This window comes from Variovorax sp. GW823-FHT02B07 (assembly GCF_058797695.1).
Window position 1 is genome coordinate 1,941,197 of record NZ_JBXAJX010000001.1, and the last position, 14,376, is coordinate 1,955,572.

At 65.4% G+C, this 14,376-nt stretch carries 16 protein-coding genes; 6 read left to right on the plus strand and 10 right to left on the minus strand.

The features are described from left to right. Positions 1–30: 30 nt before the first annotated feature. A complete protein-coding gene (gene lexA, locus AC1RGU_RS09055; protein ID WP_062471522.1) occupies positions 31–714 on the minus strand; it encodes a transcriptional repressor LexA in 684 nt (227 codons plus the stop codon). A gap of 73 nt (positions 715–787) precedes the next feature. Between lexA and AC1RGU_RS09060 the strand changes: the two genes are divergently transcribed. After that, entirely contained in the window at positions 788–1,774 is a 987-nt protein-coding gene (locus tag AC1RGU_RS09060) for an asparaginase (protein WP_492696053.1), read from the plus strand. Between the two features lie 30 nt (positions 1,775–1,804). Here the strand turns inward: AC1RGU_RS09060 and adk are convergent, their stop codons facing one another. The 6 genes from adk to AC1RGU_RS09090 all read right to left on the minus strand — a co-directional run bounded on the left by adk (position 1,805) and on the right by AC1RGU_RS09090 (position 5,598). Beyond that, on the minus strand, positions 1,805–2,461 hold the full coding sequence (gene adk, locus AC1RGU_RS09065) for an adenylate kinase (protein WP_062471515.1): 657 nt from the start codon (positions 2,459–2,461) through the stop codon (positions 1,805–1,807). Between the two features lie 135 nt (positions 2,462–2,596). Continuing rightward, a complete protein-coding gene (gene kdsB, locus AC1RGU_RS09070) occupies positions 2,597–3,370 on the minus strand; it encodes a 3-deoxy-manno-octulosonate cytidylyltransferase (RefSeq protein ID WP_492696055.1) in 774 nt (257 codons plus the stop codon). Continuing rightward, positions 3,367–3,549, minus strand: coding sequence for a Trm112 family protein (locus AC1RGU_RS09075; RefSeq protein WP_013541700.1), 183 nt, complete (start codon positions 3,547–3,549; stop codon positions 3,367–3,369). The genes kdsB and AC1RGU_RS09075 overlap by 4 nt, the downstream gene beginning before the upstream one ends. Then, a complete protein-coding gene (lpxK, locus tag AC1RGU_RS09080) occupies positions 3,530–4,525 on the minus strand; it encodes a tetraacyldisaccharide 4'-kinase (RefSeq protein ID WP_492696057.1) in 996 nt (331 codons plus the stop codon). Before lpxK ends, AC1RGU_RS09075 begins: the two co-directional genes overlap by 20 nt. After that, positions 4,526–4,951, minus strand: coding sequence for an ExbD/TolR family protein (locus AC1RGU_RS09085; protein WP_062471507.1), 426 nt, complete (start codon positions 4,949–4,951; stop codon positions 4,526–4,528). 14 nt (positions 4,952–4,965) lie between these two features. Continuing rightward, positions 4,966–5,598, minus strand: coding sequence for a MotA/TolQ/ExbB proton channel family protein (locus tag AC1RGU_RS09090; protein ID WP_070060550.1), 633 nt, complete (start codon positions 5,596–5,598; stop codon positions 4,966–4,968). Positions 5,599–5,910: 312 nt separating this feature from the next. On the opposite strand from AC1RGU_RS09090, the gene xseA reads away from it, so the two are divergent. Together xseA and AC1RGU_RS09100 are read left to right on the plus strand one after the other, a co-directional pair. Then, positions 5,911–7,224, plus strand: coding sequence for an exodeoxyribonuclease VII large subunit (xseA, locus tag AC1RGU_RS09095; protein WP_492696059.1), 1,314 nt, complete (start codon positions 5,911–5,913; stop codon positions 7,222–7,224). A 50-nt stretch (positions 7,225–7,274) separates the two neighbouring features. Beyond that, positions 7,275–7,856: a superoxide dismutase gene (locus tag AC1RGU_RS09100; RefSeq protein ID WP_095745206.1), complete on the plus strand. Its 582-nt coding sequence runs from the start codon at positions 7,275–7,277 to the stop codon at positions 7,854–7,856. Positions 7,857–7,925: 69 nt separating this feature from the next. On the opposite strand, the gene AC1RGU_RS09105 is transcribed toward AC1RGU_RS09100, so the two are convergent. The 3 genes from AC1RGU_RS09105 to AC1RGU_RS09115 form a co-directional block, all read right to left on the minus strand. Continuing rightward, positions 7,926–8,396: a DUF192 domain-containing protein gene (locus AC1RGU_RS09105; RefSeq protein ID WP_492696061.1), complete on the minus strand. Its 471-nt coding sequence runs from the start codon at positions 8,394–8,396 to the stop codon at positions 7,926–7,928. A 91-nt stretch (positions 8,397–8,487) separates the two neighbouring features. After that, entirely contained in the window at positions 8,488–8,676 is a 189-nt protein-coding gene (locus AC1RGU_RS09110; RefSeq protein WP_070060553.1) for a hypothetical protein, read from the minus strand. A gap of 152 nt (positions 8,677–8,828) precedes the next feature. Next, on the minus strand, positions 8,829–9,167 hold the full coding sequence (locus tag AC1RGU_RS09115) for a hypothetical protein (protein WP_062471494.1): 339 nt from the start codon (positions 9,165–9,167) through the stop codon (positions 8,829–8,831). 219 nt (positions 9,168–9,386) lie between these two features. Here AC1RGU_RS09115 and icd point away from each other — a divergent pair, with 219 nt between their 5' ends. The 3 genes from icd to tssB all read left to right on the plus strand — a co-directional run bounded on the left by icd (position 9,387) and on the right by tssB (position 14,354). Continuing rightward, positions 9,387–10,646, plus strand: a complete 1,260-nt coding sequence (gene icd / locus AC1RGU_RS09120; RefSeq protein ID WP_062471491.1) for an NADP-dependent isocitrate dehydrogenase — start codon at positions 9,387–9,389, stop codon at positions 10,644–10,646. 360 nt (positions 10,647–11,006) lie between these two features. Further along, complete coding sequence (gene tssH, locus AC1RGU_RS09125) at positions 11,007–13,712, plus strand: type VI secretion system ATPase TssH (protein WP_492696063.1); 2,706 nt, start codon at positions 11,007–11,009, stop codon at positions 13,710–13,712. A 96-nt stretch (positions 13,713–13,808) separates the two neighbouring features. Next, positions 13,809–14,354: a type VI secretion system contractile sheath small subunit gene (gene tssB / locus AC1RGU_RS09130; protein WP_062471486.1), complete on the plus strand. Its 546-nt coding sequence runs from the start codon at positions 13,809–13,811 to the stop codon at positions 14,352–14,354. Positions 14,355–14,376 lie beyond the last annotated feature (22 nt).

Consider the following 14,376-nt stretch of genomic DNA (forward strand, 5'->3'; position numbering starts at 1 on the left):
TGCTGCTGCGTGTGGGCAGCAGGCCCGGGGCTACATCAGCATCGTGTTGCGGATGAGGCCGACCGCGAGGCCTTCGATCTCGAAGGGCTCGCCGGGCTGGACGATGATGGTCGGGTAGTCGGGGTTCTCGGCGTGCAGCTCGATCACCTGCTTGTTGCGCTTCAGGCGCTTCACGGTGACTTCTTCGCCCAGGCGCGCCACCACGATCTGGCCGTTGCGCGCTTCCTTGGTGGCCTGCACGGCGAGCAGGTCGCCGTCCATGATGCCGGCGTCGCGCATCGACATGCCGCGCACCTTGAGCAGGTAGTCGGGCTGGCGCTGGAACAGCGTGTTCTCGACGTAGTAGGTCTGGTCGACGTGCTCTTGCGCGAGGATGGGCGAACCCGCTGCGACGCGGCCGATGAGCGGCAGCGCGAGCTGGGCCATGCCGGGCAGCGAGAGCGAGAACTGGTTGCCTTCGCGGTGGCGCGTTTCGTGGAGCGAGCGCAGCGCATCGCCCTTGAGGCGGATGCCGCGCGAGGTGCCGCTGACGAGTTCGATCACACCCTTGCGGGCCAGGGCCTGCAGGTGCTCCTCGGCGGCATTGGCCGACTTGAAGCCCAGCTCGTTGGCGATTTCGGCGCGCGTAGGCGGCGCACCGGTGCGTGCGATGGCGCCCTGGATCAGGTCCAGGATCTGCTGCTGGCGGGCGGTAAGCTTCACTGCGAACTGCATAGTGGTTTCCTTGCGGCACTGGCTAGATATCCAGTACCTGTATTTTTAACCAGTTTTCAAAAGTTGACAAGCCATGACTCATTCCTCTTCGTCCGAGACGCGCCGCGTGGTCGTGCTGGGCACCGGCGGCACCATTGCCGGCAAGGCCGCCAGCAGCGGCGACAACATCGGCTACACCGCCGGACAGGTGGGCGTGGCGGACCTGCTGGGCGGCATCGAGGCGCCGGCCGGCGTGACGCTGGTGGCGGAGCAGGTCGCGCAGCTCGACAGCAAGGACATGGACGCCGACACCTGGCGCCAGCTGGCCGCGCGCTGCGCCCACTGGCTGGCGCAGCCTGATGTGGCCGGCATCGTGGTCACGCACGGCACCGACACGCTGGAAGAGACCGCCTTCTTCCTGCACGCGGTGCTCGCGCCGGCCAAGCCGGTGGTGCTGACCTGCGCGATGCGCCCGGCGACGGCCCTGTCGCCCGATGGCCCGCAGAACGTGCGCGACGCGCTCGCGGTGGCCTCGACGCCCGGCGCGCAGGGCGTGACGGTGGTGTGCGCGGGCACGATCCACAGTGGCCTCGATGTGCAGAAGGTGCACACCTACCGCCTCGAGGCCTTCGCGTCGGGCGACGCGGGGCCGGTCGGCTATGTGGAAGAGGGCGAGGTGCGGCGCGTGCGTGCGTGGCCGCAGGGCGCGCCGTTCGATGCGGCGCGGCTGGAGGCGGTGTCGACGCCGTGGCCCCGCGTCGAGATTGTCATGAGCCACGCGGGCGCGAGCGGTGCGATCGTGGAGGCCTTGCTGCTCCCGTCGGCGGAACCCTTGCGCGGCCTGGTCGTGGCCACGACCGGCAACGGCACCGTGCACCACGCGCTGGAAGGCGCGGCGCTGAAGGCGCAGGACGGCGGCGTGGCAGTGCTGCGCGCCACGCGCTGCACGAACGGACGCATCCTGCCGAAACCCGGTGACGGGCTGCGGGATGCGGGCGCACTCACGCCGGTGAAGGCGCGGGTCGCGCTGGTGCTGGAACTGTTGGGAGTGGCCGCCCTGCCGGAGTCGGAGGGCGGCTAGGAGAACGAGGCTGACGAATCAGCCGCTGGATCAGCTGTTCAGTGCGGCAAGCGCGCGCTGCGTGATCTCGTCGACCGTGCCCACGCCCTGGATGGCGCGGTACTTTGGCGCAGCGGCCGGATCGGTCTTGGCCCAGGCCGAGTAATAGTCGACCAGCGGACGGGTCTGCTGGCTGTAGACGTCGAGCCGCTTGCGCACGGTCTCTTCCTTGTCGTCTTCGCGCTGGATCAGCTCTTCACCGGTCACGTCGTCCTTGCCTTCCACCTTCGGCGGATTGAACTTGACGTGGTAGGTGCGGCCCGATGCCGGGTGCGAGCGGCGGCCGCTCATGCGTTCGATGATGTCGCCGAAGGGCACGTCGATCTCGAGCACGTAGTCGAGCTTGACGCCGGCCGCCTTCATGGCGTCGGCCTGCGGAATGGTGCGCGGGAAGCCGTCGAACAGGAAACCGCCGTTGCAGTCGGGCTGCGCGATGCGTTCCTTCACGAGGTTGATGATCAGGTCGTCGCTGACCAATGCACCCGAATCCATGATCGTCTTGGCCTGCAGCCCGAGGGGGGTGCCTGCCTTGACCGCGGCGCGCAACATGTCGCCGGTGGAGATTTGGGGAATGCCGTATTTCTGGCAGATGAAGGTCGCTTGCGTGCCTTTGCCTGCTCCGGGCGCGCCCAGCAAAATAAGTCTCATGGTGTCCTCGGAAGGTTCTTAGATTTTGTGTCGCGCCCCATGCGCGCCCTCAGGCGCGCCGAGGCGGAATTGCATCGAGGATAGCATGCGTCCCCGTGACAAATTGCCGCCGTCTCCCTCGGGGCGGCCTGCAGCTCACGCAGGCGAGCCGGCCGCGAAGACGGCGCGCACGCGCGCCAGGTCTTCGGGCGTGTCGATCCCGGGGCCTGGGGCCACATCGCTGACATGCACCGCGATACGGTGTCCGTGCCACAGCGCACGCAACTGTTCGAGCGCCTCGGTGGCTTCGACAGGGGCGGGCGACAGCAACGGAAATTGCCGCACGAAGCCTGCGCGATAGCCGTAGATGCCGATGTGACGCAGCGGCGCAGGGCTGGGCAGCACCGATGGTGCCGCGCCGCCCGACGAGCCGTCGCGCCACCAGGGGATCGGCGCGCGGCTGAAGTACAACGCATGGCCCTGCGCATCGAGCACGGCCTTCACCACGTTCGGGTTCATGAAGTCGACCAGCGAGTCGATCGCGTGGACGGCGGTGCTCATCGCGGCCTGCGGTCGCGCGGCCAGCGTGGCGGCAACGGCGTCGATCAGCGCGGGGTCGATCAGCGGCTCGTCGCCCTGCACGTTGACGACGATCGCGTCACCGTCGAGCCCGAGCTGCTCGCAGGCTTCGGCCAGCCGGTCGGTGCCGCTGGGGTGGTCCTGGCGGGTGAGCAGGGCCTCGACGCCGTGCGCCTTGCAGGCGTCGATGATGGAAGCGTCATCGCCGGCCACCACCACGCGAAGGGCGGCGGACTGGCGGGCACGTTGCGCCACGCGCACGACCATCGGCAGGCCGGCGATGTCGGCCAGCGGTTTGTTGGGAAGTCGCGTCGAAGCCAGCCGGGCCGGCACCAGAACGGTGAAGCTCACAGGCCCAGCTCTTCGTCGGACAGCGTGCGGGCCTCGTTCTCGAGCAGCACCGGGATGCCGTCGCGCACCGGGTAGGCCAGGCGCGCGCTGCGCGAGCAGAGTTCCTGCTTCTCGGCGTTCCAGGTCAGCGGGCCCTTGGTGACGGGGCAGACGAGCAGTTCAAGCAGCTTGGTATCCATCGAGCGATGATAGCTTCGCGTCGAGGGCGGCGAAGAACGCCGGCGAGGGTTCGAAGTGCAGTGGCACGGCGAGCGCGTCGGGCGCCTGCTGCCAGAGCTTGACGGCGTCTTTTTCCGTGCAGACGAGGGGCAGGGCGGGACCGGCTGGTCGTTGCCAGCCGCTGAAATCGTGGTGGTCAGGCAGCGCGAGGGTGTCTGCGAGCGTCAGGCCGCGAGCACGCAGCATCGTGAAGAAGGCCTCCGGCCGCGCGATGGCGGCTAGCGCGATCACGGGCTGGCCGGTGAGCGTCTCGAGCGGGATGCGTCGGCCATCCTTCGCGAGCGCGTACGGCGCCAGTTCGCGGGTGGCGGTGTAGCCATCGGCGAAGGCTGGCCGCTCGCCGCTGTGCAGCAGCAGGTCGCAATGGCGCGGCCACGGCTCGCGTAGGGGGCCGGCCGGCAGCAGCCAGCCGTTGCCGACACCGCGGTCGTCGAACACGCAGATCTCGATGTCGCGCGCCAGCGCCAGATGCTGCAGGCCGTCGTCGCTGACGATGACCTGCATGGCCGGGTGCTGTTCGAGCAGGGCGCGCGCAGCCTCGATGCGCTGCCGAGCCACGAAGACGGGCGCGCCAGTGGCATGGTGGATCAGCGCGGGTTCGTCGCCGACGTCCTGCGGATCGCTGTCAGCCTGGACTTCACGGCAGTCGTCGGTGCGGCGGCCATAGCCGCGCGACACCACCCCCACCCGCAGACCACGCGCCTGAAGGTGGCGCACGACGGCCATCACGACCGGTGTCTTGCCGGCCCCGCCCGCGATCACATTGCCGACCACGATCACGGGAACCGGCACACGCCCGGTTTTCTGCCAACCCCATCGGTAGAAGGCGCGCCGCAGCGCGAAGAGGGCGCCGTAGACCTGCGACAGCGGCCACAGCAGGCAGGCCAGCGCACCGCGGCGCAGCCAGGCGTCCTGCAGCCGCGCGCCGGTCGACACTCAGTGACCGGCCTGGGCCGTCGACTGGGCGGCGAAGGTGATCTGCATCAGGCCGGCGCGGCGCGCGGCCTCCATCACCGTCACCACGGCCTGGTGCGGGCTGGCGGCGTCGGCGCTGATGATCACGACGCTGTCCTTGCCGCCGGTGGCGGCGGCGCCGAGCGCGGCGGCCACGGTGTCGACGCTGCGGTCCGCCAGCGGCGACTTGTTGATCACGTAGCGGCCGTCAGCCGACACCGCCACGATCACCTCTTTCGGGTAGTCGCGCTGGGCGTCGACGTCCGCCGTCGGCAGCCGCAGCTGCATCTCGGTGAACTTGCTGTAGGTGGTCGACAGCATCAGGAAGATCAGCACGACCAGCAGCACGTCGATGAACGGGATCAGGTTGATCTCCGGCTCGTCGCGCGCGCCGTGGCGAAACTGCATGCGGCCGCGCGAGCTCATTTGCGCAGGGCGTTCAGGTGGCGGGCAAAGCGCTCGCCCGAGAGTTCGAGGTTCAGCAGGTACTCGTCGACGCGGCTGCGGAAGTAGCGCCAGAAGATCAGCGTCGGAATGGCCACGATCAGGCCGAAGGCCGTGTTGTACAGCGCGATCGAGATGCCGTGCGCCAGCTGCGCCGGGTTGCCCGAACCGACCGCACCGCTGCCGGGCGACTGCGAGCCGAAGATCTCGATCATGCCGATCACCGTGCCCAGCAGGCCGAGCAGCGGCGCCGCCGAGGCGATGGTGGCCAGCGCCGGCAGGTAGCGTTCGAGCTTGTGCGCCACGGTGCGGCCCGAGGCCTCCATGGCGGCGCGCAGGTCTTCTTCGGTGCAGCGCGGGTTGGCGTTCAGCGCGCGCAGGCCGGCGGCGAGCACCTGGCCGAGCATCGAGTTGCTTTCCAGTTTGGTCACGACATCCGGGCCGGGAACCGCGCCGCGCGACACGGTGATGGTCTCGTCCAGCAGCTTCGGCGGCAGGACCTTGACGGTCTTCAGGCTGGTGAAACGTTCAATGACCAGCGCGAGTGCGATGACCGAACAGGCGAGCAATGGCCAGATTGGCCAGCCCGCGGCAACAATGATGGAAAACAAGAAAATCCTCCGGCCCGTAGACTGCAAATGCGCGGCGATTATCCACCGAGCCACCATCGGCTCGCGGCTTGTTTGCGTGTCGGCAAGGACGCACAGATTCTGTGGATAACTTTGTGATTAACCCATCGCGCAATGTCTCCGAACCCGCATGGGACGGGCTTTCCGTTAGATCGATTGAATTTTGAGCAGCACTTTTTTTAATGAAATCAACAGCTTGCACGAGAACTCGTGCATCTGTTCCACCATACCCCTCCAAAGTGGGGGGCGCGACGCCCGTTGTGGAAGAGTGGCGCTCGGTGGCGGAGGGGCGCAATGAGCTTCAGGGAGCCGAATGCCGTGCCCGGGCCGCGCGTGTGGGCCGTGGGCGCGCTGTGCCGCGCGGTGGCCGATGCGCTCGATGCGCGCTTCAACCCGGTCTCGGTGCGCGGGGAAATTTCGGGTTTCTCGCGCGCATCGAGCGGTCATTGCTATTTCTCGCTCAAGGACGAATCCGGCCAGCTGCGCTGCGCGATGTTCCGTCGCGCGGCGAGTCTGCTCGACTTCACGCCGCGCGACGGCGACCAGGTCGAAGTGCGCGGCCGGCTGGCGGTGTACGAACCGCGCGGCGATCTGCAACTAGTGGTCGAAAGCCTGCGGCGCGCGGGGCAGGGCGCGCTGTTCGAGCAGTTCCTGCAGCGCAAGGCACGCCTCGAGGCCGAAGGCCTGTTCGACCCGGCGCGCAAACGGGCGCTGCCCTCCATGCCGCGTGCCGTGGGCGTTGTCACCTCGCTGGGGGCTGCGGCGCTGCATGACGTCGTGACCGCGCTGCGGCGGCGTGTGCCACATATTCCCGTGGTGCTGGCGCCGGCGGCAGTGCAGGGCGCCAACGCGCCGGCCGAACTGGTGCGCGCCTTGCAGTCGCTCTACACGCTGGAGCCGGCTGTCGACGTGATCCTGCTGGTGCGCGGTGGCGGCTCCATCGAGGACCTCTGGGCCTTCAACGACGAAACGCTGGCGCGCACCATCGTGCAGAGTCCTGTGCCGGTAATCAGCGGCGTGGGGCACGAAACCGATTTCACCATCGCCGATTTCTGCGCCGACCTGCGCGCGCCGACGCCGACGGCCGCCGCCGAACTCGTCAGCGCGCCGCGCGACCTGTGGCTCGGCGCGCTCGACCTGCTTGACGAACGGCTCGGCGATGCGCTGGGCGGGCGCCTCGACGTGCTCGGCCAACGGATGGACCAGGCGGCCGCACGGCTGGGCCGCCCCTCGGGCCTGGTCGCGCGCCAGCAGTTGCGGCTGGCGCACCACGCGCAGCGGCTGCACTACGCGGTGCTGTCGCGTCGGGAGCGATTGGCGCAGGTGCCGCAGGTCATCGCCACCGATTTCTCCGCGAAGTTCACGCGTTCGCTGACGCAGCGGCGCGAGCGGCTCGAACGCGTGGCCCTGCGCCTGCGGCTGCTTGACCCCGCCCTGGTGCTGCAGCGCGGCTATGCCTTGCTGACCGACGGCGAAGGCCGCGCGGTCGTCAGTGCAGGCAGCCTGAAGGCCGGCGATGCCGTGGTCGCACGCCTTGCGGATGGCTCGGTCGACCTGACCGTGACGCCCGGCGGCGCGACGGGAACGCGTCTGACGTCGCCCCCCTGATTACTTCCTAGAATCCTTCATTCCCCACAACCAACCCACGAGAAAAAACCATGGAACATGTGCTCCCACCCCTGCCGTACGCCATCGACGCGCTGGCCCCCGAGTATTCGAAGGAAACGCTCGAGTACCACCACGGCAAGCACCACAACGCCTACGTGGTGAACCTGAACAACCTGCAAAAGGGCACCGAGTTCGAAGCGATGACGCTCGAAGAGATCGTCAAGAAGTCCAGCGGCGGCATCTACAACAACGCCGCCCAGATCTGGAACCACACCTTCTTCTGGAACTGCATGAAGCCGCAAGGCGGCGGCGCCCCCACCGGCGCGCTGGCCAAGGCCATCGATGCCAAGTGGGGCAGCTACGACGCCTTCAAGGAAGCCTTCGTGAAGTCGGCCGTGGGCAACTTCGGCTCGGGCTGGACGTGGCTGGTGAAGAAGGCCGACGGTTCGGTGGACATCGTGAACACCGGCGCCGCCGGCACGCCGCTGACCACCGCCGACACCGCGCTGCTGACGGTGGACGTGTGGGAACACGCGTACTACATCGACTACCGCAACCTGCGCCCGAAGTTCGTCGAGACCTTCCTGGCCAAGCTGGCCAACTGGGATTTCGCGGCGAAGAACTTCGGCTGAAGCCGGACCTGGCGCTCGCCATAAAAAAAGCCGACCTGCGGGTCGGCTTTTTTACGGGCGCTCAATTGCTCAGCGCTTGGCGGCCAAGAAGAGCGCTCCACCGAGCTTGGCGCCCTTTTTGATGTTCTTCTTGGCGAACCAGCCCTGGTTCATCTCGAGCACATAGCGCACCGGCTCCTCGGAGCAGTGCGAGTTCTCGGTCATCGGCTGCATGTCGACCAGATTGACGATGCGGCCATCGTCGGCCACGAAGGCGGCGGTCAGCGGCAACAGGGTGTTGCGCATCCAGAAGCACTGCGTGGCCGGCTGCTCGAAGACGAAGATCATGCCTTCGGCCTGCGGCATCGTCTTGCGGAACATCAGGCCGATCTCGCGCTCGCGGGGCGATTGCGCCACCTGCGCATCGATCTTGTAGAGGCCGACCGACAACTGCGTGCGTGCCAGATCGGTTTGGGGTTGCGGTTGGATTTGCTGCTGCGCGTGGGCCGGCGCCAGGAAGGACGCGGACACCAGAAGCAGCGCGGCGAGACGCTGAAACATCGGATGACTCTTTCGGGGCCGCGACACACGAGGTCGGCCCGTGACCAATAAAAATGCCCGCTGAAGCGGGCATTGCCGGGAGCTTGAAAGCTTACACCTTCTTGGCGGCGGCCGCGTGGGCCTTGGAGACGTGACGCACCTTGTGCTTCTTGACCGTGTGCTTGGCCTTGGCCTTGTGGACGGCGGGAGCGGCCGGCGCTGCGGGAGCGGGTTCGGCGGCTTGGGCGAATGCACCGGCTGCGAAGAGGCCGGCGACCAGGGCTGCGATCAGCTTGTTCATGAGAAATCCTTTGAGATTGTTGATATGGATCACCTCCCTGCGGAAGGCCTCCATTCAACGGACCTCAAGAACCCCGGTTGACAGTGGTTGAACAAAACTGCGAACGAAAAAAAGCGCTCCGGAGAGCGCTTTTCTTAGGGGGACAAACCAGCTTACTTGGCGCCGGGCATGTCAGGCGTGCCGCCTTGGGTGGCCTTGCGCTTCACGCTGCCGTCCTTGTTGCGGCGACGATCGTCGCGGGTCTTGGCGCGCTTTTCGCCAGCAACGCCAGCCTTGTCGGCACCGAAGGCGCCGCCTTCAGGCGTCTTGGCGATGTCGCCAGCAGCGGGAGCCACTTGACCAGCGGGCTTGGCTTCCTTCTTGGCTTCAGCGCGAGCTTGCGGCTTGCTGTTGGTCGCGTTGCCTTGTTCGGGCGTGGTACCGGCCGGGTTCTGGGCGTACGCGCCAGCGGCGAACAGGCCAGCGATCATGACTGCGAGAAGTTTGCTCATTGATGATTCCTCTATCGAGAATTGGTTGGAAACGCCTCCCGGCGAGCAGAAGGTCAGCCAGTAACGGGCTCTATCGCCCTACGGTTGACAATTGTCCGCTGATGGGTTGCGTCTAAAATGTACAGCGATTTGTTAGCGCGCTGTACAGCGATTCTCCCTCGCTGTCTGAATTCGCAGACAGTCGTTCGAATTACGTCACTCCCGGAGTCAAGCCCCCTCATGTCCAGCTATCAGCACATCAAAGTCCCGACCGAAGGCCAGAAGATCACGGTCAACGCTGACAATTCGCTCAATGTGCCCGATCAGCCGATCATTCCGTTCATCGAAGGCGACGGCACCGGGCTGGACATCACGCCGGTGATGCTCAAGGTGGTGGACGCCGCGGTGGCCAAGGCCTACGGCGGCAAGAAGAAGATCCACTGGATGGAGGTCTACGCCGGCGAGAAGTCGACCAAGGTCTACGGCCCCGACGTCTGGCTCCCCGAGGAAACCCTGCATGCGGTGCGCGACTACGTGGTGTCCATCAAGGGCCCGCTGACCACGCCCGTCGGCGGCGGCATCCGCTCGCTGAACGTGGCGCTGCGCCAGGAACTCGACCTGTACGTCTGCCTGCGGCCCATCCAGTACTTCGAGGGCGTGCCCAGCCCGGTGCGCGAGCCGCACAAGACCAACATGGTCATCTTCCGCGAGAACTCGGAAGACATCTACGCGGGCATCGAGTTCGAAGCCGAAAGCGACAAGGCCAAGAAGCTCATCAAGTTCCTGCAGGACGAGATGGGCGTCAAGAAGATCCGCTTCCCCAACACCTCGGGCATCGGCGTCAAGCCCGTTTCGCGCGAAGGCACCGAGCGCCTCGTGCGCAAGGCTTTCCAGTACGCCATCGACAACGACAAGCCCAGCGTCACCTTGGTCCACAAGGGCAACATCATGAAGTTCACCGAAGGTGGCTTCCGTGACTGGGGCTACAACCTGGCCGCCAAGGAATTCGGCGCCGAGCTGATCGACGGTGGCCCGTGGATGAAGTTCAAGAACCCCAAGACGGGCAAGGAAATCACCGTCAAGGACAGCATCGCCGACGCGTTCCTGCAGCAGATCCTGCTGCGTCCCGCCGAATACAGCGTGATCGCCACGCTGAACCTCAACGGCGACTACGTGTCCGACGCACTGGCCGCACAGGTCGGCGGCATCGGCATCGCACCGGGCGCGAACCTGAGCGACACCGTCGCCATGTTCGAGGCCACCCACGGCACGGCCCCCAAGTACGCCGGCAAGGACTATGTGAACCCGGGTTCCGAGATCCTGTCCGCCGAAATGATGCTGCGCCACATGGGCTGGACCGAAGCGGCCGACCTGATCATCAGTTCGATGGAAAAGTCGATCGCCAGCAAGAAGGTCACCTACGACTTCGCGCGCCTGATGGACGGCGCGACGCAAGTGAGCTGCTCTGGCTTCGGTCAGGTCATGATCGACAACATGTAATTGCGATCGCTGACGTCGAGAAGCGTCAGACCCTTATCAAGCCCTCGAGCTTCCGAAAGGACTCGAGGGTTTTTTCTTGTCTGTCGCCCTCGCGATATCGTTAGTGAACTACCTCCTTTGTGCCCTGAACGTAAGGAGAGGCGGGCAAACATCACAGATCAATAGGCTCCGTCCTTCGTTTAACTATTGGTAGAAACTGTGCTGTGTTTGCCTCGCGGCAAGCCGCCAGAATCGCGCCCATTCCAAGAAGCATAGGGGGCGCGAAGTGGGGAAAAAGAACGCAGGAATCTGCCCGGCAACAGGGGGCCTCGCAGGCGACTCGATCGAACAGGGCGTGCACGCTGCACGGCAGATCGCGCAATGACGATCTCTCGGCGAGCGCTGTTCGGCAAGCTCAATCTCACCTTGTTTCGCGGCATCGAATCCGCCACTGCATTTGCCAAGCTGCGTGGCAATCCCTATGTCGAACTGACGCACTGGATTCATCAGCTCTGGCAGCTCAACGACAGCGATCTGCACCGCATCTGCCGGCACTACCAGATCGACGCGCAAGCCATCGAGAAAGACTTCGCATCGGCCTTGTCCAGCTTGCCATCGGGTGCCACCTCGCTGACCGATTTTTCCAGTCACATCGAAGCTGCCATCGAGCGCGCGTGGGTGCTCTCGAGTCTCGAGTTCGGCGCGCATTGCGTGCGTGGTGCTTGGTTGTTTGCTGCGCTGCTTCAGACGCCTGACCTGCGGCGCGTGCTTCTTGGCATCTCGCCTGCATTCCAGCGAATCCCTGCAGATCAACTGACGGAGGCCATCGGTGCCATCGTGGTCGGCTCCCCCGAAGGCCAGGAAGGACCGCACGATGGCTCCGGTCTGCCATCAGCACTGCCTGGTGAAGCCAGCGCCGCGCTCGCGGATGCAGCGTCGGACGGAAAGTCGGCGTTGCGGCGCTACTGCACGGATCTGACCGAGCGCGCGTCTCAAGGGCAGATCGATCCGGTCATCGGGCGCGGACACGAGATCCGCACGATGGTGGACATCCTGCTGCGTCGCCGTCAGAACAATCCCTTGCTCACAGGAGATGCGGGCGTCGGCAAGACGGCGGTGGTCGAGGGGCTCGCGTTGGCCATCGCGCAAGGCGAGGTTCCTCCCGATCTGAAGAACTGCCGCCTGTGGAGCCTCGATGTCGGAGCGCTGTTGGCCGGCGCAAGCATGCGCGGGGAATTCGAGTCCCGTCTCAAGGCCTTGCTGGAAGAGGCGGGCAAGTCGGTGCAGCCCGTCATCCTCTTCATCGACGAGGTGCACACCTTGGTTGGTGCAGGCGGGCAATCCGGAACCGGCGATGCCGCCAACCTGCTCAAGCCCGCGCTTGCACGGGGAACCTTGCGCACGATCGGTGCCACCACCTGGAGCGAGTACAAGCGCCACATCGAGAAAGACCCGGCGCTGACGCGACGCTTTCAGACGCTGCAGGTGGCAGAGCCCGACGAGGTTGCTGCGATCGAGATGGTGCGTGGCCTTGTCGCCACCTTTGCCGAGCACCACGGCGTGCTCGTGCTCGATGAGGCTGTGCGCGCCGCCGTGACGCTGTCGCATCGCTACATCCCCGCACGCCAGCTGCCCGACAAGGCGATCAGTCTCCTGGACACCGCATGTGCGCGCGTTGCCATGTCGCTTCACGCGCCGCCGCCTGAAGTCGAGCAATGGCGGCACCGCATCGCAGCCTTCCAGCTCGAGCTCGGACTGCTGAGTCAGGAGGGTGTCGTTGCCCAGGGGAGTGATGCAAGAGCGTTGCGCCTCGACAAAACTCGATCCCAACTCGATGCCGCGCAGCAGGCGTTGACCTTGCACGAAGCGCGATGGCAAGACGAGCTTGCACTGGTTCGCACGATTCATGGATTGAGGACCAAGAAGAGGGAGGAGGCGAAGGAGCTGCGCTGCGCCGAGGGGAATGCACCCTCGGCGCAGCTGGAGGCCCTCGAACTCGAGCTTGCCGCGCACCAGAAGGAGTTGCCTCTGATTTTTCTCCAGGTGGACGAGGCCGTGGTGGCGGGCATCGTGGCCGATTGGACCGGGATTCCCGTAGGGCGGATGGTCACCGACGAAGTCGCGGCAGTCGTTGCGCTTCAATCACGACTGGAAGCGCGCGTGATCGGCCAGGGGCCAGCGCTCGCGGCCATCGCGGAGCGCATGCAGACGGCGCGGGCGCGGCTGACGGATCCGAACAAGCCGGTGGGTGTATTCCTGCTGGCCGGCCCTTCGGGTGTGGGCAAGACAGAAACGGCATTGGCATTGGCCGAAGCCATGTATGGCGGCGAGCAGAACCTCATCACCATCAACATGAGCGAGTTCCAGGAGTCGCACACGGTGTCAACCTTGAAGGGCGCGCCCCCGGGTTATGTCGGCTACGGCGAAGGTGGCGTGCTCACGGAGGCCGTGCGCCGAAAGCCCTACAGCACGATCCTCCTCGATGAGGTGGAAAAGGCCCATCCGGATGTGCACGAGATCTTCTATCAGGTGTTCGACAAAGGGTGGATGGAAGATGGGGAAGGGCGTCGTGTCGATTTCCGAAACACCACGATCCTGTTGACGAGCAACACTGGTGCTGAACTCATCACCGCTCTGAGCGAAGACCCCTTGTTGACGCCCGATGTCGAGGCCCTGCGTGATGCACTCCAGCCGGCGCTGCGAACGGTCTTTCCTGCGGCCTTCCTTGGTCGGTTGACCGTGGTGCCTTACCTGCCCTTGGGCCCGGACGCACTGCGCGACATCGTGAGCTTGCACCTGGATCGGGTGGTCGAGCGCATGCATGCGCAGCATGACATTGCGCTGGACTACACGCCTGCGCTGCTGAACGAAATCGTCGGCCACTGCGGCACTTACGAAACCGGGGCTCGCCGTCTGATCGGCTTCATCGAACAACGTCTCCTGCCGATTCTTTCCCGGCAATGGCTGGATGCGCTTCAAGTGCGGCAAAAGATCCGGCGCATGACTGCCGACGTGAAGCCGAGCGACAGCGCCAACCCGACCTTGCAAGGAGGAGGTGCCATCGTCTGTCACACCGAGTTCGCCTGAGTCCACCGAGCCGTCTCGTTGGCGCAGGAGATGCGTCGTTGCCCCCGAAGAGGCGCGATGCCAGGTTTTTGTCTGTTTTTTCACCAGGGAGTTTTCATGGCCACCAACAACAACAGCAGTCAGAAGTTCATTGCCCGCAACAGGGCACCACGTGTGCAGATCGAGTACGACGTGGAAATCTACGGGTCCGAGAAGAAGATCGAATTGCCTTTCGTGATGGGCGTCTTGTCCGATCTGTCCGGCAAGCCGACGCAGGCCTTGCCTCCTGTGCCCGAGAGAAAGTTCCTCGATATCGACATCGACAACTTCGACGAGCGGATGAAGGCCATCCAGCCGCGCGTGGCATTCGCCGTGCCCAATACGCTGACGGGCGAAGGCCAGCTCATGGTCGACATCACCTTCGAGAGCATCGAAGACTTCTCGCCAGCCGCTGTCGCACGAAAGGTAGAGCCACTCAGCAAGCTCCTCGAAGCCCGCACGCAGTTGGCCAACCTGCAGACCTACATGGACGGAAAGGCGGGGGCCGAAAGCCTCGTCAACAAGCTGCTTCAAGACCCTTCGCTGATGAAGTCGCTGGCGAAATCCGCCAAACCCCGCACCGACGACCTGGACGGCGCACCCGCGTCCGATTCCGCCGCGTGACATTCAGACCAAGGAACTTCAG